This window comes from Brevundimonas sp. SL161, assembly GCF_049896985.1.
Lineage (GTDB): Bacteria > Pseudomonadota > Alphaproteobacteria > Caulobacterales > Caulobacteraceae > Brevundimonas.
On sequence record NZ_JAFCVJ010000002.1, the window covers coordinates 103,132 to 122,789 of the forward strand.

A 19,658-nucleotide genomic window follows, 5' to 3' on the forward strand; every position below is an offset into this window, starting at 1 on the left:
GGGTTTCACTCGGCGATGTCGGGGGTCTGCCAGGCCAGGTGCTGGCCGCCGTCCACGGCGATCATCTGGCCGGTGACCGAGCGGGCGTCAACGAGATAGACGACGGCTCCGGCGATGTCCTCGGACGACGGGCCGTGGCCCAGAAGCATGGCGGCCTGTTCGGCGGCGAACTCGGCCTCCGACTGATGGATCGAGGCCAGGGTCGGACCGGGGCCGACGCCATTGACGCGAATGCGAGGGGCCAGCGCCTGGGCCAGGGTCCGCGTCGCCCACCACAGGCCGTTTCGCGACAGGGCATAGGAGAAGAAGCGCGGGTCGGGCTTCAGCACCCGCTGGTCCAGCAGGTTGACGATCGAGGCGCCGTCGGGAGCCTGGGCGGCGAAGGCCTCGGCCAGGACGAGGGGGGCGCGAAGGTTGGTCTCCAGATGCAGGTCCCAGGTCTCGCGGGACAGGCTGCCGACGCGGTCATCCTTGAACACTGAGGCATTGTTGACCAGGATGGAGATCGGGCCGAGCACCTCGACCGCCGCCGGGATCAGGGCGCGGGTCCCGGCCTCGTCGGTCAGGTCGGCGGGCAGGACCGCGGCGCGGCGACCGAGCGCGCGCACCTCTTCGGCCAACTGCTCCGCGTCCGCGACCGAATCCCGATGGTGGATAGCGACGTCATGGCCGCGCGCGGCCAGAGCCAGCACGATGGCGCGGCCGATCCGGCGCGCACCGCCCGTGACGAGCGCCGCGCCGCGCTGGGGTTCAGTCAACTCGGCCGAACTCGAACAGGTTAATGGCGCCGAGAACGGCGACGAAGCCGAGGATGATGTAGAGGGCCAGCATGGGGAGCTCCTGATTGTGACGCCGGAATAGAGGGCGCAGTCGAACGGTTCAAGGTGTCGATGCGAGCAAGGCCTGGAACGCAACAAAGCCCCGATTGAAGATCAGCGTTGTGACGAACAAACAAGGCGACCGCCGTGAACCCTAGCGAACGCGATATCCTGAGCAAGGTCCCGGCCATCACCGCCGGCTTCTGGCTGATCAAGATCCTGGCCACGACCCTGGGCGAGACCGGCGGCGATACCGTCAGTATGTCGATGGGGCTGGGGTATCTGACCGGCACGGCGATCTTCGCCACGATCCTGCTGGTGCTGGTGGCGGCGCAGATCCGGGCGAGGCGGTTTCACCCGTTCCTGTACTGGGCGACGATCATCGCTTCGACCACTGCCGGGACCACCCTGGCCGACTTCGCCACGCGGTCGCTGGGGATCGGCTATACGGGTGGTTCGGCCTTGCTGCTGGCCGCAGTGCTGGCGTCGCTGTTCGTCTGGCGAAGGGTCGAGGGCGAGATTCAGTCCGACACCGTCAGCTCGCCCCGCGCCGAGATCTTCTATTGGGTGACCATCACTCTGTCCCAGACCCTGGGCACGGCGCTGGGCGACTGGACGGCGGACACCGGCGGGCTGGGCTACCTGGGCGCGGCAGCGGTGTTCGGAGCCCTGCTGGCGGTCGTGGCCGGGCTGGCGCTGTGGACGCGCGTCAATCGGGTGCTGCTGTTCTGGGCGGCCTTCATTCTGACGCGACCGCTGGGCGCGACGGTGGGCGACTTCCTCGACAAGCCGCTGGACCACGGCGGACTGGCCTTTGGCCGACCTGTCGCATCGGCCGTGCTCGCCGTCGTGATCGTGGGGCTGATCCTGTTACTGCCCCAGCGAGCGGGCGGCCATCCGGGCGGCGGAACGGGCCGCACGATCCCGGCGGTCTGACGCAGGCGTTGATCGTCGGCCGTCCCTGTCGGACAAGGCGGCCATGACCGACTTTCCCGTGACCATCTTCCACAACCCGGACTGCAGCACGTCTCGCAATGTGCTCCGGGCCATTCTCGACCAGGGCTATGCGCCGAAGGTCGTGCTCTATCTCGAGAGCGGCTGGACGGCGTCGCAACTGACCGATCTGATCGCGCGCATGGGCGTTCCGGCCCGCGCCGTCCTGCGCGAGAAAGGCACGCCCGCCGAAACGCTGGGTCTGCTCGATCCGGCGGTGTCCGATGAGACCCTGATCTCGGCCATGGTCGAGCATCCGATCCTCGTAAACCGGCCGATCGTCGAGACGCCGCTGGGCGTGGTGATGGGGCGGCCGTCGGAGCGGGTGTTCGAGGTCCTGGACCGGCGGCCCGAACGGTTCGTCAAGGAGGACGGCGAGGTCGTCGTCCTGTAGCGTCGCCGCATGAACTGGCGCGTCCGAATCGAGCCCTTCACCCGGCCGCTGTTTTTTACCTACTCGCGCCTGCAGCGCGGCATGACGCTAGGCGTGCGGTCCGTGGCGGTCGATGCCCAGGGGCGGGTCATGCTGGTGAAACACACCTATCTGGCCGGCTGGTGGCTTCCGGGCGGCGGTGTCGATCGCGGCGAGACCACCATGGACGCCGCCGCGCGCGAGCTGTTCGAGGAGACGGGGCTGAGGGCGACCACGCCCGGCCGGCTGGTCTCGGTCCATTCCAACGAGCGGTTCTTCAAGGGGGATCATGTCCTGGTCTATCGCTTCGACGCCTTCGAGGCGGGCGCGTTGACCCACCATGGCGAGATCGCCGAGACCGGCTGGTTCGATCCGCGGAGCCTGCCCGAGGATGCGCACCGGTCGACCCGTGACCGGATGGCCGAGATGTTCGGCGGTGCGCCCGTCGATCCGCGCTGGTAGAGGCTGAACGTATGAACTTCGCACCCTGGATCGCCATGCTGGCGGTCGTCCTCGCCGGCGGCGCCACCGCGCTTCAGGCCCCGACCAATGCCCGGCTGGCGACAGCCTTGGTCAGCCCGGTCAACGCGGCCTTCGTCTCGTTCGCCGTCGGCACGGCCGCGCTGGGTATCCTCGCGGCCATTCTGCACACGCGGCCGGACATCACGGCGGCCAAGGGTCTGCCCTGGTACGCCTGGGTCGGAGGCCTGTACGGCGCGATCTTCGTCGTCGCCGCGACCTGGGCCGTGCCCCGGCTTGGCGTGGCCATGACCATCACCCTGATGGTGGCGGGCCAGTTAATCATCAGCCTGGCGCTGGATCATTTCGGCGCCTTCGGCGTGCCGCGCGCCCCGGTCAATCTGGGCCGGATCGCGGGCGTGGCCCTGGTCATCGGCGGCGTCATTCTGGTGCGCCGGAGCTAGGCGCGCTGTAACCGTTTCGAGCCTGGCGGCGAACCGGAGGGGAACCTTCACCGGAGCCTCCATGATCGAATCCCTGTCCCCGCCTCGCCTCGACGGCCGCGCCGCCCTGCGGTTCGGCATCGCCCTGATCCTGCTGTGGTTCGGCTACATGAAGTTCCTGCCCTACGAGGCCGAGGGCGTTCGCGGCATCGCCGAACACTACTGGCTGTTCAGCTGGCTCTATCCGCTGGTCGGCGTGGGCGGCGCCTCCGCGGTGATCGGCGTGCTGGAGGTCACGGCAGGCGTCCTGATCGCCCTAGGCGGCCGTTTCCCGTGGGCGGGACTGCCTGGCGCGCTGATGGGGGTGGCGACCTTTGTCGTGACGCTGAGTTTCTTCTTCACCGCACCCGGCATCTGGCAGGACGGCTACGGCTTCCCCGCCCTGGGCTCGACCGGGCAGTTCCTCACCAAGGACGTCGGGCTTCTGGCCATCTGCGTCTATCTGGCGCTAGACGCGTGGAAACGGCTCGACCTGTGACCTGACGCCGGGCGGACGGAGTGCTATCCGTCCGCCATGTCAGCCCCCCTCCCCGACGCCGGCCGCAACTGGGTCGACGCCCGAGCGCCCGAAGGCCTGAAGCCCTGGCTGAAGCTGGGGCGGTTCGACCGGCCGATCGGGATCTGGCTATTGTTGCTGCCCGGGTGGCAGGGGATCACCCTGGCGCTGGCCCAGTACAGGACGATACCCGACCTCCATGAGCTGTGGCTGTTCGTCGGCTTCGCCGTCGGCGCCTGTCTGATGCGGGCGGCGGGTTGCGCGTTTAACGACATCGTCGATCGCGAGATCGACCTGAAGGTCGCGCGGACGGCGGCGCGGCCGATCCCGTCAGGACGGATCAGCGTGCGGCAGGCGTGGCGGTTCGTGATCGGGTGCAGCCTGGTCAGCCTGTCGATCCTGCTGACGCTGAACCTGACGGCGGTGCTTCTCGGCGTCGGGTCGCTGGCGCTGGTGGCGGCCTATCCCTTCATGAAGCGGATCACCTGGTGGCCGCAGGCCTGGCTGGGGCTGACGTTTACCTGGGGCGCGCTGATGGGCTACGGCGCCGCGACCGGCGCCCTGTCCTTCCTCGTCTGGGCCAATGGCCAATGGAAGGTCGTGACAGGCGACTGGCTGACCTTCGCCGTCGCGCCGGGCGTGAACGGAGAACTGACGATCGCGGCCATCCTGCTCTACGTCGGCGGCGTGTTCTGGACCCTCGGCTACGACACCCTCTACGCCCTGCAGGACATCGAGGACGACGCCATGGTCGGGGTGAAGTCCTCGGCACGCCGATTGGGCAAGGGCGTTAAGACCGGAGTCGCCGCCTTCTACGGGCTGGCCGTGCTGTCCGCCGTAGCCGCCGGGGCGGTCGCCGGACTGGGCGTGGCCTTCTACGTCGGCCTCCTCGTTTACACCGCCCATCTGGCCTGGCAGGTGCGCACCCTGAGGCCCGCCGACGGCGCCCTGGCGCTGAAACTGTTCAAGTCGAACCGGGAAGCGGGGCTGATCCTGCTGGCGGCCATCGCCCTCGGCGCCGTATCACTGCCCGTCTAGTCAGGAGATCGCCATGACCATGCCGTTTCGTCTCGCCGTTCTGAGCCTCGCCGTCGCCGCGACCCTGGCCGGCTGCAACCGCGACAAGGCGGCCGAGCCCGCCCCGCCGGCCGCCACCGCTGGAACCGGCGCAATCGTGACCCCGGCCGACGCCGCCGCCCCGATGGCCTTTGAGTCCAAGACCGCCTTCGCCGAGGTCAGCCTGACCCTGCCTGTCGCGATCAAGGCCCAGCCGGACCTTCACGCCCGCCTCTACGCCGCCGCCATCCGCGACCTGCGCGAGTTCTCCGAAGGGGCCCAGGCCGACCGCACCGAGGCCGGCGGCGACGCGGGCATGGGCGCCTACAACAAGTCCATCGAGATCACGCCCGGCGCCGAGACCGGCAAGCTGTTCAGCCTGATCCGCACGGATTCGGAATACACAGGCGGGGCGCACCCCAACTCGTCGTTCGCCGCGATCCTCTGGGACAAGGCGCTGAAGCGCGAGCTCGCGGCGGCAGACCTGTTCACCAAGACCGGCGACCTGTCGGCGCTGGACAATGCCCTGTGCGCCGCCATCAACGCGGAAAAGAGGAAGCGCGACCCGCAGGCCCGGACGGTGTCCCTGACCGGCGGCGATATGTGGACATGCCCGCGCGCGGCGAGCCTTCCCTTCGTGCTGGCCCAGGGCACGATGCCGGACAAGACGGGCGGACTGGTCTTCCTGATCGGGCCCTACATGGTCGGGCCCTATTCCGAGGGCGCCTACGAGGTGACCGTCCCGCAGAGCGCCTTCCGGTCCCTGCTGGCTCCCGCCTATGCCGACGAGTTCGCCGGCCAGCCCAAGCCGGAAGCCTGACGCAATCTTCTCCCTCACCTCTATGGGGAGGGTGGCCGAGGGAAGCGAGGTCGGGTGTGGCCTGTCCGTCCGTGCGAACTCGCCATTCGTACCCCACCCTGATCGCTGCGCGATCGTCCCTCCCCATGAAGGGGAGGGAAAACATCACGGCCTACTTCAGAAACTCGTCCACCAGCGCGTCGAAGCGCGCCGGCTGGTCGGCCATGATGAAGTGGCGGCTGGCGTCGACGCGGATCACCTTCACGCCCGGCAGGGCGGCGTATTCCCGCTCCCACAGGCCTTGCGCCATGGCGGGCGGCGGGCCGCCGTCCGGATCGGTGGCGTAGAGGGCTGTGACCGGGGTGGTCATGGCGGCCAGGCCCGGACGGGCGTCGGTGGTCATCACATCGCTCATCGCGGCGGCGAAGGCGTGCCGGTCGCTCGCCATTGACCAGTTGATGATGTGCTCGCGCATGGCCGGATCCCGGGCGAGGCTCGCCGCAGTTTGACCCTGTTGCGTCCGGAAGGCGGCCTCGTCTGCCGCGAGGATGCCAGCGGCGGCCTGGGCGGCGAAGGGACGAGCCTGATCAGCGGTCACGGTCGGGCCGAACATGGCGCTGTAGAACGGCAGGGCATCGACGATCATCAGTCGGCCGACGCGATCCGGATGCGACTGGGCCAGCAGCAGGCCACTGAGCCCCCCCATCGAGTGGCCGATGACCGCTGGATGATCGAGGCCGAGCACGGCGATGTAACGGGCGAGTTCCTCGACCTCGGGCGTAACGAACGGGCCGTCGCCGTGGTTCCAGGGTTCGCCGGCGAAGCCCGCCAGCTGAACGAGATGCACCCGATGGGTGGCGGCGAGCCGGGTGGCCAGCGGACGCCAGACCTCGCGCGACGAAGCCAGGCCGGGGATCAGGATGACGTCGGGGCCGGAGCCGATCACCTCCACCGAAAGCCGGTCGGAGGCGAAGGGCGCAGTTTGCGAGGCGCCAGCGGGCTCGGCGTGAGCCTGGTCGTTGGCCACGATACAGGCGACAAAGACGCCGACAATGATCGCGAACCAGGCACGGGGGCGCCGGCACGCAGGAAAGGCGCGTGAAAACATTATAGTCTCCTTTGTAAGGTTATGCTGACTTATGCATTAGGCATGGGGATTGTCGAAGACGTCTTCCACCGCGCGTTCGAACAGGGCGGCGATGCGGTAGGCGAGGTCGAGGGACGGGTCGTGCTTTTCGGTCTCGAGCGCATTGACGGCCTGACGAGAGACTCCCAGCGCCTGACCCAGCTGTTCCTGGGTCCAGCCCTTGCCGGTGCGCAACTCGCGCAACGTGTTCTTCATCGGCCCGTGCTCTTCACGAACGGAGAGATCAGGCCGAACAGGCCCCAGAACAGCGGGTAGATCAGCCAGCCCGGCGCATGCCACGCGCCGCCGTAGCTCTCGGCAAAGCCCCAGCCGCTGAACAGGGCCATGGCCAGTCCGGAGGCGATGACGAAGCGTTTCGCGGTCAGGGCGCGCACGAACTCGTCGGCCTCGTTCATCAACGACAGGGTGGCCCAAAGCTGCCCCGCGATCGGCGCGGCGACGCACAGGCCCAGGACCACGCCAGCCGCCTTGCCGATGATCTCGTCGAAAGCGCCGAAGATGGCCGCCACATTGACCAGGACATAGCCGGTCATGAACATGTTGGTGCGGATCACATAGCGCTTGTGCGCCGGATCCATTGTCTTCCACGAGGCCATGTGCGAACTCCTTTTGTAAGGCCCACCTTACACGATGATTTTGTCAGGTCAACATGACTTTTGTTAGGTGATGCTGACATGCATCGAGGCAGCTTGGTGGGCGCGCGGAGGCGGCCTATCATCACCGCCATGCCCGCCGCCCCGCGCATATCGCCCGCCGAGGTCTTCGCTCCCGACGCATGGGCGCCCTTCCAGGCGCGCTCGGCGTGGAAGGGGCCGCTGCTGGTCGTCCACTGCTGGGGCGTCATCGCCTTGGCCGTCCTGGCGGGGGTCTGGCAGCCGATCCTGATCCCGCTCTGCGTCATGATCATCGGCACGCGCCAGCTGGGTCTCGCCATCCTGATGCACGAGGCGGCGCACGGGGCGCTGGCGAAGACCCTGAAGCTCAATGATGTCCTCGGCCACTGGCTTTGCGCCGTGCCGATCGGAGCGTCGCTGGACGCCTATCGCCCCTACCACCTGTCACACCACCGCTTCGCGCAGCAGCCGGAAGACCCCGATCTGGTCCTGTCGGCGCCCTTCCCCGTCTCCGGCGACTCCCTGCGGCGCAAGATGATCCGCGACCTGACCGGCCAGACCTTCTTCAAGCAGCTGGTCCTGCTGCCGCTGGCCGTGCTGCGGAAGCGATTGGCGGCCGGGGAGGCCCATGACTATGACGCCATCGTCACCGGCCGCTCGGTCGCGCCCTTCCTGCTGGTCAATGCTGTGATGCTGGCAGGCTTCATCGTCGCCGGCGTCTGGTGGGCCTGGTTCGCCCTGTGGCTGCTGCCCATGGCGACCTGGTTCCCGCTGGTCACGCGCCTGCGCAACATCGCCGAACACGCCTGCGTCGAGGGCTCGGCGACCGATCCCTTCCGCGCCGCCCGCACGACCCGCGCGAGTTGGTGGGAGCGCGCCTTGATCGCCCCCTACTGGGTCAATTTCCACGCCGAGCATCATCTGTTCATGCACGTCGCCTGCTGGAACCTGCCGAGCCTGCACAAGGCGATCCGGGCGACCGGGCCCGGCGAGCGGATGGAGGTGGTGCCCGGCTATGTCAGCGTCCTGCGTCAGGCCGCGTCCGGACGGATCGCCGAGACCGCGTGACCATCACCGATCCCGCCGCCTTCATCCTGGCCAACACCCGGCTGCAGGCAGTGCCGCATGCGCCGGAGATCTCCCTGTGGCTGGCCGACGAGATCACCCCGATCTGGAAACTGACGGAGGAGGAACTGGGCGAGCTGGGCCTGCCGCCCCCGTTCTGGGCCTTCGCCTGGTCGGGCGGACAGGGGCTGGCGCGCTGGGTGCTGGATAACCCAGACACGTTCGCCGGCAAGACCGTCGTCGACTTCGCCACCGGATCGGGACTGGTCGGGGTGGCGGCGATGAAGGCGGGCGCGGCGAGCGTGCTGTGCGCCGATATCGACCCCTTCTGCGAAGCGGCGGTAAGGCTGAATGCCAAGGCCAACGGCGTGGCCCTGTCCTTCACCGACGCCAACCTGCTGGACGCGGCTCCGCCCGAGGTCGACATCCTCTGCGCCGGCGACGTCTGTTATGAAAAGCCGATGACCGAACGGGTCATGGCCTGGCTGAGACAGGCGCGATCACACGGATCGCAGGTCTTCATCGGCGATCCGCACCGGACCTATTTCCGCACCGACGGCCTGACCCATCTGGCCGAATACCAGGTGCCGACCACGCGCGAGCTGGAGGATTTCGCCATCAAGCGCAGTTCGGTCTTCTCGCTGGATTGATCGCGGCCACGCTTGGTCGAAACGGCGTCTGGCCCCATCTTGATGGACATGAAAGTCGCAGCCGTCATCCTGCTGTCCGTCCTGTCCGCCGGGACCGCGTCGGCGCAGGTGTATTCGCCTGGCCAGCCCTATATCGGCGACCCCATGGCCGATCGGCTGCGCGATCGGATGGAAACCCAGCGCCTTCAGTCCGAACAACAGGCCGCCTATGCTCGCCAGCAGCAGCTCAGCGCCCGCCTGACCGAGGCGGAAATCCGCGCCCAGCGCCAGCCGGAGCCCTATGTGCCTCTCGTCGATGTCCCAGCCTCGCCCGACGCCCAGCGGCGAGCGCGCGAAGCGGCCACGGCGCGCCGTGAAGCCGTCTCGTCCGGCGTGGGTCAGATCGACGACTGGCTGGCGCGTCAACCGCGATAGCGGGCGCCGCGACAGGATTGCATCCCTTCCCCTCCGGCTGCGTTCCGGCCTAGCTTGAGCGGGACATACGGGAGACGGCGATGCGTTGGCAGGGCGGACAGCGAGGCGGCGGGATCGAGGATCGCCGCGGCATGGGCGGCGGAGCCGTTGCGGGCGGAGGCATCGGCGTCGCCGTGCTGGCCCTGATCGGCTATTTCGTCTTCGGCATCGACCCCTCGACCACCACCCAGGTCGCCAGCCAGTTCGGGCAGGCGGGAACCTCGCAAGAGGGGGTCCAGGGTATGCCTGAGGATCAAGCCGGTCTGTTCGTCGATATCGTGGGCAAGAACATCAACGACGTCTGGGCGACGAAGCTCGAAGGCTACCGGCCGCCCGACAACATCGTCATCTATGAGCAAGGCACGCCCACGGGCTGTGGCTTCGGTCAGTCGGCGATGGGGCCATTCTACTGTCCGACCGATCGCCAGGTCTATCTGGACCTCGCCTTCTGGCAGGAAATGGAGACCCAGCTCGGGGCCTCCGGCGCCGACTTCGCGCGCGCCTATGTCCTGGCCCACGAGATCGGCCACCACGTCCAGACACTGACCGGGGCGTCTGAACAGGTTCAGCGGGCGCAGCAGAGCGCCTCTTCCGAGGCCGAGGGCAACCGCTATTCCGTGGCGCTGGAGCTCCAGGCCGACTGCTACGCCGGGGTCTGGGCCGCCAATGCGGCCTCCGTCTCCGGCGGCGAGGTCGCGGTCGAACAGGGCGACCTGGAGGAGGGCCTGCGCACTGCCTCGGCCATCGGCGACGACACCCTGCAGCGTCGCTCGGGCGGACAGGTCAGCCCGGAGAACTTCACCCACGGCTCGTCGGCCCAGCGAATGGAATGGCTGCAACGCGGCTATCAGACCGGCGATCCGGCGAGCTGCGATACGTTCCAAGGCCTCTAAAGGCCGCTTGTTGCATCGCACACGGCGCGGCATGGTCGCGCCGTGACCGCCCCTGCCCTGACCACACCCGAAGTCGCCTCCCCCGCCGCCAGCCTGCGCGCGGCGCGACGCATCGTGGTCAAGGTCGGGTCCTCGCTCGTGGTGGACCAGAAGGCCCCGGCGACCCTGTGGCTGGCCGGTCTGGCCGCTGATATCGCTGCGCTGCGGGCCCAGGGGCGACAGGTCGTGATCGTGTCGTCGGGGGCCGTCGCGCTCGGGCGCGGTCGGCTCGGGCTGGAGAAGAATGCACGGCTGGACGAGAAACAGGCCGCCGCCGCCGTCGGACAATCCCTGCTCATGCAGGCCTGGGAGGCGGCGCTGGCCGGGGCGGGCCTGACGCCCGGACAGGTCTTGCTGACCCGCGACGACACGGAACGCAGGCGGCGCTGGCTCAATGCGAGGGCGACGCTGGAGGCCCTGCTGAAGCTCGGCGTCGTGCCGGTGGTCAACGAAAACGACACCGTCGCCACGGAAGAGATCCGCTACGGCGACAACGACCGGCTGGCGGCGCGCACGGCCCAGCTGGTCCGGGCGGACCTGCTGATCCTGCTCTCGGACGTCGATGGTCTGTACACGGCCGATCCGCGTCGCGATCCGGCGGCCCGGCACCTGCCGATCATCGAGAGCCTCGGGCCCGAAATCCTCGCCATGGCGGGCGGGGCCAATGCCGACGCCGCCGTGGGCACCGGCGGCATGGCGACCAAGCTGGAGGCGGCGCGCATCGCCCGGTCGGCCGGGTGCGCGACCCTGATCGTCTCGGGACTGGAGGCGCGGCCGCTGAGTGCGGTCGCCGCAGGCGCACGCGCCAGCCTGATCACCGCGACCGCCACACCCCTGCAAGCCTACAAGGCCTGGATCGCGGGCAGTCTGGAACCGGCAGGGGCGCTGACCGTCGACGACGGCGCGTCCCAGGCGCTGGCGAGCGGACGCAGCCTCCTCGCCTCAGGCGTCAAACACGTCGAGGGCCGGTTCGACCGGGGCGACTGCGTGCGCGTGATCGGGGCCGATGGCGGGGTGCTGGGCGTGGGGCTGGCTGCCTATGCCGCCGACGAGATGGACCGGATCCGGGGCCATCACTCCGGCGAGATCGAGGATCTGGTCGGCTACAAGGGACCGGGCGTGGCCATCCACCGCGACGACCTGGTGCTGCACAGATGAGCGATCTGGACATGGCGATGCGCGTGCGTGGACGGCGCGCACGGGCGGCGGCGGACGCTGTGCGACTGGCCCCGGCCGACACGCGGTCGGCGGCCCTGAGGGCCATATCGATGGCACTGAGGGCGCGAGCCGACGACATCCTGACGGCCAACGCCCGCGATATCGACCGGGCCCGGACGAATGGCATGGCCGAGGCGCAGATCGACCGGCTGGCCCTGAATCCCGCGCGCATCGAGGCCATGGCGACGGCGGTCGCCGAGGTCGCGACCTTTCCCGATCCGCTGGGCGTCGAGACCGTACGCTGGACCCGGCCGAACGGTCTCGACTTCGCCCGGGTGCGGACGCCGATCGGGGTGCTGGCCATCATCTACGAGAGCCGGCCCAATGTGACGGCCGATGCGGCGGCCCTGTGCATCCGTTCGGGCAATGTCGCCATCCTGCGCTGCGGGTCTGACTGTCTCAACAGTTCGCTGGCCATCCATGCAGCGGTTGTCGCGGGGCTCGCGGCGGCGGGATTGCCCGCGGACGCGGTTCAGTTGGTCGATACGCCAGACCGGGCGGCGGTGGGCGCGCTCCTGACGGGGCTGGAAGGCGCCATCGACCTCCTGATTCCGCGCGGCGGCAAGAGCCTGGTCGCCCGGGTGCAAGCCGAGGCGCGGGTTCCGGTGCTGGGCCATCTGGAGGGGATCAACCACACCTATCTGCACGTTTCGGCGGAGGTGGGGATGGCGCGCGACGTCGTGGTCAACGCCAAGATGCGGCGGGTGTCCGTGTGCGGATCGACGGAAACCCTGCTGGTTGATCGGGCGGGCGCGGCGCGGCTGTTGCCGCCGGTGGCCGAGGCGCTGATCGCAGCCGGTTGCGAGCTGCGAGGCGATGCGGAGGCCAGGGCGCTTGTGCCGCAGATGCGCTCTGCGACCGACGACGACTGGGGGCATGAATTCCTGGCGCCGATCCTGGCGGTCAGGATCGTCGAGGGGACGGACGCGGCGATCGAGCATATCCACACCCATGGCTCTGGCCATACCGACGCGATCGTGGCCGGGGACGAGGCGGCGGCGGCCGAATTCCTGAACCGCGTCGACAGCGCCATCGTGCTGTGGAACGCCTCGACCCAGTTCGCGGACGGGGGCGAGTTCGGCTTCGGCGGAGAGATCGGCATCTCGACCTCGCGCCTGCATGCGCGCGGGCCGGTCGGCGCCGAACAGCTGACCAGCTACAAATACGTTGTGCGCGGGACCGGCCAGACCCGACCCTAGCCGATGGTCAGGTCCAGCGGTCGCGAGGCGTGCAGACGACCCCCGCCGAGATCGAGCACCATCCGACGCCCCGCGAAGGCCTCCATCCCGACCAGGGCGGCGGGGAAGCCGGGCAGGGGCACGTCGGCATAGATGGGCGTGTCGGCGTCGCGATAGATCTGGTCGCCGACGGTGATGGTCCGTGACCGGACGATCTGCGAGTCGATCGACCCGCCGAGGACAATACTGCTCCCACGCTGCGACGGCCGACCGTCCAGCAGGCCCGCGCCCTCCGCCGCCTCTCGCGACAGGGCCAGCAGGGCCGAGGCGCCGGTATCGACCACGGCCTGGATCGTCGCGCCCTCGACGGTCACCTCGGTCGTCAGGGCGCCGCTCGCCTTCGACACCGGGATGGCGGCGACGTTGGTCGGCAGGACGTGGCCCTCACGCGGCAGGAACCGCATGCGGCGTTCCTCGGTGTCCAATTCCAGCACCGTCTCGCCCAGCAGGTCCTGACCGAGGATCAGCGGAGCCGAGAGGCCTTCGCCGACCGCCAGCGGCCCCAACGACAGGATGGCGGTGCGGAGCGCCTCGATCCGCATCGCACCGACCGCCACGTCCAGTGTCACCCCCCGCCCCATCTGGGCGCCGCCGCCGACTCCATAGGCGACCAGTGGAATATCGAAGGCCTGGGTCAGGCCCAGCCGCTGGAACAGGCTGCGGTCGATGACGGAATACTGGGCCCCGGAATCAACCAGGGCGCGGACCGGCTGGCCCGCGACGGTCACCCGTACGGTAGGCACCGAGGCGCGCCGTTCGTCATAGGGCAGCCAGCCGCTGTTTCCCTCCGGTCCGAAGGCGACGCCGGGATCGCGCCACAGCACATGGTCCCTCAGCCACCACGCCCCGCCGAGACCGGCGGCGACGAGCACGGCGCGGGTCAGGAGGGCGCGGCGATTCATTCCTTGACAGTGGGGACGGGTTGCGGCGCTGTCGAGGCGCGACGGCGTCGCAATTCTCCTTCAGCGTCGCCGGAGGACGGTGCCCGGCCGACTCGGGAATTCAGAGTCCAGATCGTCCCTAGAGTCCAGCCGGCCCGGTCTTGAAAACCCCGTCCGAAGCGTCCGATGCGTTCGAAGCGTTCGAAGCGTTCGCCCACGATGTTCCTCTCCGCGCGAAAGGGATCAGTATGGGGCCGTTTCAGGGGGTGATGGGTAAAAGGGCTCTCGTTAGACGCGGGTATTGATTTCAAGGGCCGATTCCGACGATCCGTTGATGGGTATGGGCTGTTTTCCCTCTCCCGGTGGGAGTGGGCTTGAGGCTCGCAGAGCGTTGGCGATGCATCTTGGCCGAAAGGGTGAGGGGCGTGCCCCCACCGGTTAGCGCCAGCCCCTCACCCTTTCGCGTTTCCAATCGCTGCGCTCCTGGACGCTCAAGCCCTCTCCCGCCGGGAGAGGGAAGCAGGCCCCTTCCTCACACCTCGAACCGCACGCCCTGGGCCAGCGGCAGGGCGGCGGAGAAATTCACGGTCTGGGTCTGGCGGCGCATATAGGCCTTCCAGGCGTCGGAGCCGGACTCACGGCCGCCGCCGGTCTCCTTCTCGCCGCCGAAGGCCCCGCCGATCTCGGCGCCCGAAGGGCCGATGTTGACGTTGGCTATGCCGCAGTCCGAGCCCCAGGCGGAGAGGAAGGCCTCGGCCTCGCGCACGCTGTCGGTGAAGACGCAGCTCGACAACCCTTGCGGCACCGCATTCTGCATCGCCACGGCCTCGTCGAACTCACGCCAGGTCAGGACGTAGAGGATGGGGGCGAAGGTCTCATGCTGCACCACCGCGCTCTGGGCCGGCATGCGGACGATGGCGGGGCGGACATAGGCGCCATCGCGGGTTCCGCCGACGACGATCTGACCGCCCTGCTCCAAGGCTTGTTTCAGCGCGGCGTCGAAGCCCTTCGCCGCGTCATCGTCGATCAGCGGTCCGACGAGCACCCCGTCCTCGCGCGGATCGCCGATCGGCAGGGTGGCGTAGGCTCTGGCCAGGCGTTCGATCAGGGCGTCGGCGATATCCTCATGCACGAGCAGGCGACGCAGGGTCGTGCAGCGCTGACCGCAGGTGCCGACGGCGGAGAAGGCGATAGCGCGGACCGCCATGTCCATATCGGCGGACGGCGTGACGATCATGGCGTTGTTGCCGCCCAGTTCCAGCAGCGACCGCCCGAGCCGTCCGGCCACCGTCGTGGCGACGGCCTTGCCCATCCGGGTGGAACCGGTGGCTGAAACGAGCGCCACGCGCGGATCGGCGGCCAGAGCCTCGCCGACCTCGCGACCGCCGACCAGCAGCTGGACCAGACCGACGGGCGCATCGCCGAATCGGGCCAGGGCGCGCTGCATCACCGCATGGGTGGCGATGGCGGTCAGGGGCGTCTTCTCAGACGGCTTCCAGATCACCGGGTCGCCGCAGACCAGCGCCAGCGCCGCGTTCCAGGCCCAGACAGCGACCGGGAAGTTGAAGGCCGAAATCACGACGACCGGGCCTGCAGGCTGCCAGGTCTCGCGCATGTGGTGGCCGGGACGTTCGCTGGGCAGGGTCAGGCCGTAGAGTTGGCGCGAGAGACCGACGGCGAAGTCGCAGATGTCGATCATCTCCTGCACCTCGCCCAGACCCTCGGACGTGACCTTGCCGGCCTCGAGCGTGACCAGCATGGCGAGGTCGTCCTTCGACGCGCGCAGTTCCTCGCCCAGCAGCCGGACCAGCTCGCCGCGACGGGGCGCGGGGATGCGACGCCAGGCGTCAAAAGCGGCGGTGGCGGCGGCCAGGGCGGCCTCGAGCGCGGCGGCGTCGGCGACGCGAACGGGCGCTCCGGTCGAGCCGTCGATGGGCGAGCGGGTGGGCAGGCCGGAGGGATCGAAGGTCGCCTCGGAAACGCTGAGGCGGGTCAGGATGGCGTGGGCGTTCTGGGCTGCGGTCATGTCGGCGGCTTAGCCGCACGACCGGAAAAGCGAAAGGGCCGCCTCCTTTCGGAAGCGGCCCCTCGATCAGCTTGCGATCAGCTTACCAGCGGCGGCCGTCGCGGTCGCGGCGTTCGTCGCGCAGGTTACGCTCGATCCGGTCGAGGCGGTCCTGGAGATCGCGGCGCTCCCAGCGGCTCAGGCCGTCACGGCCGTAGCGCCACGCCAGCCGCTGGTACTCGTCCAGCTGCCAGCGCAGGTTCTGGGCCTCGCGACGGCTGATGCGGCCGTTGTAGGCGGCGCGATCAATACGCTGGGCGAGACGGGCCTGGTCGCCGTTCAGGCCGCCGCCGTTCCAGCCGCCATTGTAGCCGCCGCCGTGGTTCTGGCCGTGGCCGCCGCCACGGTCACCGTGGCCTCGGCCGTAGTCCTGGGCCAGCGTCGGGGTCGCGATCGCGACCGCCGACGCCGCCAGAAGCGAAAGCAGGGCTTTCTTCGTCAGGGCGGTCGTCATGATCTTCTTCCTTCATCTGGCCCGGGGTGGGCTGCGAGGTGAAGAAAACCACTCTAAAGCTGACACGCATCTGAGCCGGCTGTTGTGTAACAGACAGGTTGATGAACGGCCACGCTTGATGCCCGCGCTGAACGCGTCGGTCTGGTAGGTTCAGCGCGCGGCGGACTGAATTCCGTCGCATCTTCATCCCTGCTTCACCCTCTTGCGAAACCGGGCGTCAAGGGCTGATCCCGCAGGGTGGAGCGGAACGGGTGAGGACGACCATGGCGCGTGCGCAATTCCAGAAGGGCCAGAAGGTCTGGGTCGAGTGCGTGGGCGCGTGGGCCCAGATCGAAAAGGTCCAGCCCGTCTGGGCCAAAGGCTTCGAAGAACCGGTCAAGGTCACTTACGACGTCGGCCTCGGCCGCGAGTTCCAGGCCTCCGAACTGATGCTGCCGGCCGAGGACGAGGCCGGCGGCGCCCTGGGCGCATGGCGCATGCTGCGGGCGCGCAACAAGTGGCAGCTGGCCGAAGACGTGCCGCACCACCCCTATCCCGGCACCTATCCCGTCGTGGTCACCGATCCGGCGGACTGGGGCGGCTGGCGCGTGCCGGGCGCCGAGTACGACCGCGATCCGCAGCGGATCGAATTCCAGGCCCGCCTGATCGCCGCCGCGCCGCGCCTGATGGATCTGGCGCAAAAGCTGGTCGACACGGTCGCCGAAAGTCCTGAGGACGCCCCGCCGGAGACCCTGGCCCTGGCCCGTCAGGCGCGCGAGGTCCTCAAGTCCGTGACCGAGGCCCTGGCCCCCGCGCCCGAGGCCACCGCGCCCGCTGTTCGCGCGCACGCCGCCTAGAATACTTTCGTTAACCAAACCTCGACAGGATTCAGCGACGCAGCCTAGATTCCGAGCCGTCGTCGAATCGCCCAGCGCCTGACCCTGCCGCCCCGGCGGGGACCGCAGCGATCATGTCCGGGAGAGCGCCTTGCGGGGCACAGAGCGCCGCATTCAGCAGCCGGGGCGACGGTCGCAGGACCGTCCCGAAGGCTTGCCGACCTGGGGCCGGGTGCTGGTTCTCGCCCTCACGCTCGGCCTCGCCATCTATGTCGTCCTGTTCGCGCGGGAGAGTACGCGCCCCGCGCGCGAGGCGGCGGTGCTGAAGGCCGAGGTGCTGCATCGCGACTCCGACCTGGGAGCCGCACTGCTGGACGCCAAACTGGCCAGGGCCCACCTCGGGTTAAACGTTGCCGCCGAGGCCCTGAGAACGAATCCGAAACGTCCGCTGGATGCTCTGGAAGCCGCCCGGGCCGCCGCCCCGGCCAGTGCCTTCGCCGTGATCGACGCCGGCGGTGTCGCCACCGCGGCCGTCGGCGCGAGCCCGGCCGAGTTTCGCCCGCTGGCGGCCTCCGGGTCCACTGGGCCTCGGGCGACCCTCGATCGCTTCGCCCTTCTGTCGTTCGCCCCAGGGACCGGGGGTCTGGTGGCCCGCACGCCCGTCGCCGGCGCGACCGGCGAGCGCACCCTCGTCGTCTCGCCGACGGAGGGGCTCATCGCGGGCGCTGCCGGCACCTCACTGAAAGAGCGACTGGGCCTCGAGCTGTCGGCCCTGACCGCCTCGCAGACCGTCGTTCACGGTTCGCCCAGACCGAACGAAGCGGTACGGGCCACGGCATCCCCTGTGGGCGACACCGGCCTCAGCGTCGTCGCCTGGCGGCCGGACTCGACCGGGGCCGCCGCCATCATCAGCGACCTGTGGCTGTTGATCGCGCCGCTCGGCCTGGGGGTCCTGGTGCTGGGCCTCGCCTTGCTTCAGCGCTGGCGACAGGCGCGCGCGTCCAAGGCCTGGGCAGAGACGGAACATCGTTTCCGCGTCGCCGTCGAGGCGGCGCGTTGCGGCGTCTGGGAATGGGATCTGAACGCCGGCGAACTCGTGGTGTCGGACTTCATGGCGGAGTTGCTGGGCCTTCCCGCCGGCGGCGCGGTCAAGGCCGAGGACGTGATGGAGCGAATTCACCCTCGCTATCGCGATCTGGTCGAACACGCCCTGCGTCAGGCCGCGACCTTCGGCGCCTTCGAGGTGACCTTCCCCGTACCGCTGGCGACCGGCGGAGCCCGCTGGATCGACGCGCGCGGCCAGGCGCGCGGGTCGCGCGGCGAGGACGGCTTCAGCATCATCCTGGGCGTCGCCCTGGACATCACCGAGGCTCGCCGCGCCAAGGCCCAGGCCCAGGCCGCCGAGAACCGGCTGCGCGACGGCATCGAGAGCGTCTCTGACGCCTTCGTCCTGTTCGACAAGCACGGCCGGCTGATCCTGTGGAATCAGGCCTTCAAGGACGCATTCGGCTTCGCCGACGAGGCGGTGCGCAAGGGCGCCATGAAGGACGAGCTGAACCGTATCGCCGCCCTCGCCATCAAGGAGGAACGCCCCTCCGCCGAGGGTCGCGCCGGCGCTCGCGAGGTCGAACTGCATGACGGCCGGGTGCTGCAGCTGTCCGAGCGGTTCACCGGCGACGGCGGCACGGTCGTCACCGCCGCCGACGTGACCGCCATCCGACGCCAGGAACTGGAGCGCCAGCGCGCCGCCGACAGTCTGCGGATCACCGTCGACCAGTTGGAGTCCAGCCAGGAGAAACTCAGCCTCCTGGCGCGAAAATACGAGATCGCCATGACGCGGGCCGAGGCCGCCAACCAGGCCAAGTCCGAGTTCCTGGCCAACATGTCCCACGAACTGCGCACGCCGCTGAACGCGATCAACGGCTTCTCGGAGATCATGGCCGGCGAGATGTTCGGGCCGCTGGGGGACGCCAGATACAAGGGCTACGCCGCCGACATCCTGAAGTCCGGCCAGCACCTGCTCAGCCTGATCAACGATATCCTCGACATGGCCAAGATCGAGGCGGGCAAGATGACCCTGCACTACGAGCCCGTGTCCCTGACCGAAATCTGCGAGGACGCCATAAGGCTGATGCGCGGGAAGGCGCAGGACTCGGGCCTGATCCTGTCGCTGCAGGCGCATGATCTGCCCGAGATCGACGCCGACTATCGCGGACTGAAACAGGTGATGCTCAACCTGATCTCCAATGCGGTGAAGTTCACGCCGGAGGGCGGCGAGATCACCGTGTCGCTGGACACCCTGAACGCGGACCGGGTGCGGATCTCGGTGACAGACACCGGCATCGGCATCGCGGCCGAGGACCTGAAACGCCTGGCCCATCCCTTCGAACAGGTCGAGGGGCAGCATTCCAAGACGACACAAGGGACCGGCCTCGGCCTGTCCCTGACCAAGGCCCTGATCGAGCTCCACCAGGGGCAGATGCTGATGGAAAGCGAGCCCGGCGTCGGCACCACGGTCAGCTTCGACATCCCGATCAAACGCCCCGGCGCGCCGGTCGAACATATCCGGGCTCAAGCCGCCTGAGACTGC

The 19,658-nt window shown here is 69.0% G+C and carries 22 protein-coding genes; 15 read left to right on the forward strand and 7 right to left on the reverse strand.

Annotated features, from left to right (window positions below; translation table 11 throughout):
- Positions 1 to 5: 5 nt before the first annotated feature.
- Positions 6 to 758, reverse strand: a complete 753-nt coding sequence (locus ACP7AU_RS02925) for an SDR family oxidoreductase (RefSeq protein WP_426050483.1) — start codon at positions 756 to 758, stop codon at positions 6 to 8.
- A gap of 207 nt (positions 759 to 965) precedes the next feature.
- Between ACP7AU_RS02925 and ACP7AU_RS02930 the strand changes: the two genes are divergently transcribed.
- From ACP7AU_RS02930 to ACP7AU_RS02960, 7 genes are all read left to right on the forward strand, one after another.
- Positions 966 to 1,754 (forward strand): hypothetical protein, encoded by a 789-nt coding sequence (locus tag ACP7AU_RS02930; RefSeq protein ID WP_426050484.1) that lies wholly within the window; start codon positions 966 to 968, stop codon positions 1,752 to 1,754.
- A gap of 43 nt (positions 1,755 to 1,797) precedes the next feature.
- Positions 1,798 to 2,205, forward strand: a complete 408-nt coding sequence (arsC, locus tag ACP7AU_RS02935) for an arsenate reductase (glutaredoxin) (protein WP_426050485.1) — start codon at positions 1,798 to 1,800, stop codon at positions 2,203 to 2,205.
- 9 nt (positions 2,206 to 2,214) lie between these two features.
- Entirely contained in the window at positions 2,215 to 2,685 is a 471-nt protein-coding gene (locus ACP7AU_RS02940) for an NUDIX domain-containing protein (protein WP_426037223.1), read from the forward strand.
- A gap of 11 nt (positions 2,686 to 2,696) precedes the next feature.
- Positions 2,697 to 3,146 (forward strand): DMT family transporter, encoded by a 450-nt coding sequence (locus ACP7AU_RS02945; RefSeq protein ID WP_426037221.1) that lies wholly within the window; start codon positions 2,697 to 2,699, stop codon positions 3,144 to 3,146.
- A gap of 61 nt (positions 3,147 to 3,207) precedes the next feature.
- The gene (locus ACP7AU_RS02950; protein ID WP_426037219.1) at positions 3,208 to 3,663 is read left to right on the forward strand and encodes a YkgB family protein; all 456 of its coding nucleotides are present in this window, start codon (positions 3,208 to 3,210) and stop codon (positions 3,661 to 3,663) included.
- A gap of 36 nt (positions 3,664 to 3,699) precedes the next feature.
- On the forward strand, positions 3,700 to 4,719 hold the full coding sequence (locus ACP7AU_RS02955) for a UbiA family prenyltransferase (RefSeq protein WP_426050486.1): 1,020 nt from the start codon (positions 3,700 to 3,702) through the stop codon (positions 4,717 to 4,719).
- A gap of 13 nt (positions 4,720 to 4,732) precedes the next feature.
- On the forward strand, positions 4,733 to 5,557 hold the full coding sequence (locus tag ACP7AU_RS02960; protein ID WP_426050487.1) for a DUF3298 domain-containing protein: 825 nt from the start codon (positions 4,733 to 4,735) through the stop codon (positions 5,555 to 5,557).
- A gap of 151 nt (positions 5,558 to 5,708) precedes the next feature.
- Here ACP7AU_RS02960 and ACP7AU_RS02965 read toward each other — a convergent pair whose 3' ends face one another.
- Genes ACP7AU_RS02965 through ACP7AU_RS02975 form a run of 3 tightly spaced genes read right to left on the reverse strand, consistent with a single transcriptional unit; the run spans position 5,709 to position 7,279 of the window.
- Entirely contained in the window at positions 5,709 to 6,644 is a 936-nt protein-coding gene (locus ACP7AU_RS02965; protein WP_426050488.1) for an alpha/beta fold hydrolase, read from the reverse strand.
- A gap of 36 nt (positions 6,645 to 6,680) precedes the next feature.
- The gene (locus ACP7AU_RS02970; protein WP_426037209.1) at positions 6,681 to 6,878 is read right to left on the reverse strand and encodes a helix-turn-helix transcriptional regulator; all 198 of its coding nucleotides are present in this window, start codon (positions 6,876 to 6,878) and stop codon (positions 6,681 to 6,683) included.
- Positions 6,875 to 7,279, reverse strand: coding sequence for a hypothetical protein (locus tag ACP7AU_RS02975; RefSeq protein WP_303694155.1), 405 nt, complete (start codon positions 7,277 to 7,279; stop codon positions 6,875 to 6,877). Before ACP7AU_RS02975 ends, ACP7AU_RS02970 begins: the two co-directional genes overlap by 4 nt.
- 129 nt (positions 7,280 to 7,408) lie before the next feature.
- Here ACP7AU_RS02975 and ACP7AU_RS02980 point away from each other — a divergent pair, with 129 nt between their 5' ends.
- From ACP7AU_RS02980 to ACP7AU_RS03005, 6 genes are all read left to right on the forward strand, one after another.
- Positions 7,409 to 8,365, forward strand: a complete 957-nt coding sequence (locus tag ACP7AU_RS02980; RefSeq protein ID WP_426050489.1) for a fatty acid desaturase family protein — start codon at positions 7,409 to 7,411, stop codon at positions 8,363 to 8,365.
- Positions 8,362 to 9,012, forward strand: coding sequence for a class I SAM-dependent methyltransferase (locus tag ACP7AU_RS02985; protein ID WP_426037205.1), 651 nt, complete (start codon positions 8,362 to 8,364; stop codon positions 9,010 to 9,012). The genes ACP7AU_RS02980 and ACP7AU_RS02985 overlap by 4 nt, the downstream gene beginning before the upstream one ends.
- 48 nt (positions 9,013 to 9,060) lie before the next feature.
- Complete coding sequence (locus ACP7AU_RS02990) at positions 9,061 to 9,426, forward strand: hypothetical protein (protein WP_426037203.1); 366 nt, start codon at positions 9,061 to 9,063, stop codon at positions 9,424 to 9,426.
- A gap of 80 nt (positions 9,427 to 9,506) precedes the next feature.
- Positions 9,507 to 10,358: a KPN_02809 family neutral zinc metallopeptidase gene (ypfJ, locus tag ACP7AU_RS02995; RefSeq protein ID WP_426050490.1), complete on the forward strand. Its 852-nt coding sequence runs from the start codon at positions 9,507 to 9,509 to the stop codon at positions 10,356 to 10,358.
- 42 nt (positions 10,359 to 10,400) lie between these two features.
- Entirely contained in the window at positions 10,401 to 11,555 is a 1,155-nt protein-coding gene (gene proB / locus ACP7AU_RS03000; RefSeq protein ID WP_426050491.1) for a glutamate 5-kinase, read from the forward strand.
- A complete protein-coding gene (locus ACP7AU_RS03005; RefSeq protein ID WP_426037199.1) occupies positions 11,552 to 12,814 on the forward strand; it encodes a glutamate-5-semialdehyde dehydrogenase in 1,263 nt (420 codons plus the stop codon). Before proB ends, ACP7AU_RS03005 begins: the two co-directional genes overlap by 4 nt.
- Here the strand turns inward: ACP7AU_RS03005 and ACP7AU_RS03010 are convergent.
- The 3 genes from ACP7AU_RS03010 to ACP7AU_RS03020 all read right to left on the reverse strand — a co-directional run bounded on the left by ACP7AU_RS03010 (position 12,811) and on the right by ACP7AU_RS03020 (position 16,253).
- A complete protein-coding gene (locus ACP7AU_RS03010; RefSeq protein ID WP_426037197.1) occupies positions 12,811 to 13,755 on the reverse strand; it encodes an aspartyl protease family protein in 945 nt (314 codons plus the stop codon). The two genes, ACP7AU_RS03005 and ACP7AU_RS03010, sit on opposite strands and share 4 nt — an antisense overlap.
- A gap of 511 nt (positions 13,756 to 14,266) precedes the next feature.
- The gene (locus tag ACP7AU_RS03015) at positions 14,267 to 15,760 is read right to left on the reverse strand and encodes an aldehyde dehydrogenase family protein (RefSeq protein WP_426050492.1); all 1,494 of its coding nucleotides are present in this window, start codon (positions 15,758 to 15,760) and stop codon (positions 14,267 to 14,269) included.
- 82 nt (positions 15,761 to 15,842) lie between these two features.
- A complete protein-coding gene (locus tag ACP7AU_RS03020) occupies positions 15,843 to 16,253 on the reverse strand; it encodes a hypothetical protein (protein ID WP_426050493.1) in 411 nt (136 codons plus the stop codon).
- Positions 16,254 to 16,516: 263 nt separating this feature from the next.
- Between ACP7AU_RS03020 and ACP7AU_RS03025 the strand changes: the two genes are divergently transcribed.
- Positions 16,517 to 17,089 (forward strand): hypothetical protein, encoded by a 573-nt coding sequence (locus ACP7AU_RS03025; protein WP_426037191.1) that lies wholly within the window; start codon positions 16,517 to 16,519, stop codon positions 17,087 to 17,089.
- Positions 17,090 to 17,219: 130 nt separating this feature from the next.
- On the forward strand, positions 17,220 to 19,652 hold the full coding sequence (locus ACP7AU_RS03030) for a PAS domain-containing sensor histidine kinase (protein WP_426037189.1): 2,433 nt from the start codon (positions 17,220 to 17,222) through the stop codon (positions 19,650 to 19,652).
- Positions 19,653 to 19,658 lie beyond the last annotated feature (6 nt).

Excerpts from the sequence above, each read along its gene's own strand:
- ACP7AU_RS02970 (WP_426037209.1), bottom strand. The coding sequence starts at position 6,878 with ATGAAGAACACGTTGCGCGAGTTGCGCACCGGCAAGGGCTGGACCCAG.
- ACP7AU_RS02945 (WP_426037221.1), top strand. The coding sequence starts at position 2,697 with ATGAACTTCGCACCCTGGATCGCCATGCTGGCGGTCGTCCTCGCCGGC.
- ACP7AU_RS02950 (WP_426037219.1), top strand. The coding sequence starts at position 3,208 with ATGATCGAATCCCTGTCCCCGCCTCGCCTCGACGGCCGCGCCGCCCTG.
- ACP7AU_RS02955 (WP_426050486.1), top strand. The coding sequence starts at position 3,700 with ATGTCAGCCCCCCTCCCCGACGCCGGCCGCAACTGGGTCGACGCCCGA.
- arsC (WP_426050485.1), top strand. The coding sequence starts at position 1,798 with ATGACCGACTTTCCCGTGACCATCTTCCACAACCCGGACTGCAGCACG.
- ACP7AU_RS03015 (WP_426050492.1), bottom strand. The coding sequence starts at position 15,760 with ATGACCGCAGCCCAGAACGCCCACGCCATCCTGACCCGCCTCAGCGTT.
- ACP7AU_RS03010 (WP_426037197.1), bottom strand. The coding sequence starts at position 13,755 with ATGAATCGCCGCGCCCTCCTGACCCGCGCCGTGCTCGTCGCCGCCGGT.
- ACP7AU_RS02975 (WP_303694155.1), bottom strand. The coding sequence starts at position 7,279 with ATGGCCTCGTGGAAGACAATGGATCCGGCGCACAAGCGCTATGTGATC.
- ACP7AU_RS03025 (WP_426037191.1), top strand. The coding sequence starts at position 16,517 with ATGGCGCGTGCGCAATTCCAGAAGGGCCAGAAGGTCTGGGTCGAGTGC.
- ACP7AU_RS02980 (WP_426050489.1), top strand. The coding sequence starts at position 7,409 with ATGCCCGCCGCCCCGCGCATATCGCCCGCCGAGGTCTTCGCTCCCGAC.
- ACP7AU_RS02940 (WP_426037223.1), top strand. The coding sequence starts at position 2,215 with ATGAACTGGCGCGTCCGAATCGAGCCCTTCACCCGGCCGCTGTTTTTT.
- ACP7AU_RS03020 (WP_426050493.1), bottom strand. The coding sequence starts at position 16,253 with ATGACGACCGCCCTGACGAAGAAAGCCCTGCTTTCGCTTCTGGCGGCG.
- ACP7AU_RS02960 (WP_426050487.1), top strand. The coding sequence starts at position 4,733 with ATGACCATGCCGTTTCGTCTCGCCGTTCTGAGCCTCGCCGTCGCCGCG.
- ACP7AU_RS03005 (WP_426037199.1), top strand. The coding sequence starts at position 11,552 with ATGAGCGATCTGGACATGGCGATGCGCGTGCGTGGACGGCGCGCACGG.
- ACP7AU_RS02965 (WP_426050488.1), bottom strand. The coding sequence starts at position 6,644 with ATGTTTTCACGCGCCTTTCCTGCGTGCCGGCGCCCCCGTGCCTGGTTC.
- ACP7AU_RS02990 (WP_426037203.1), top strand. The coding sequence starts at position 9,061 with ATGAAAGTCGCAGCCGTCATCCTGCTGTCCGTCCTGTCCGCCGGGACC.
- ypfJ (WP_426050490.1), top strand. The coding sequence starts at position 9,507 with ATGCGTTGGCAGGGCGGACAGCGAGGCGGCGGGATCGAGGATCGCCGC.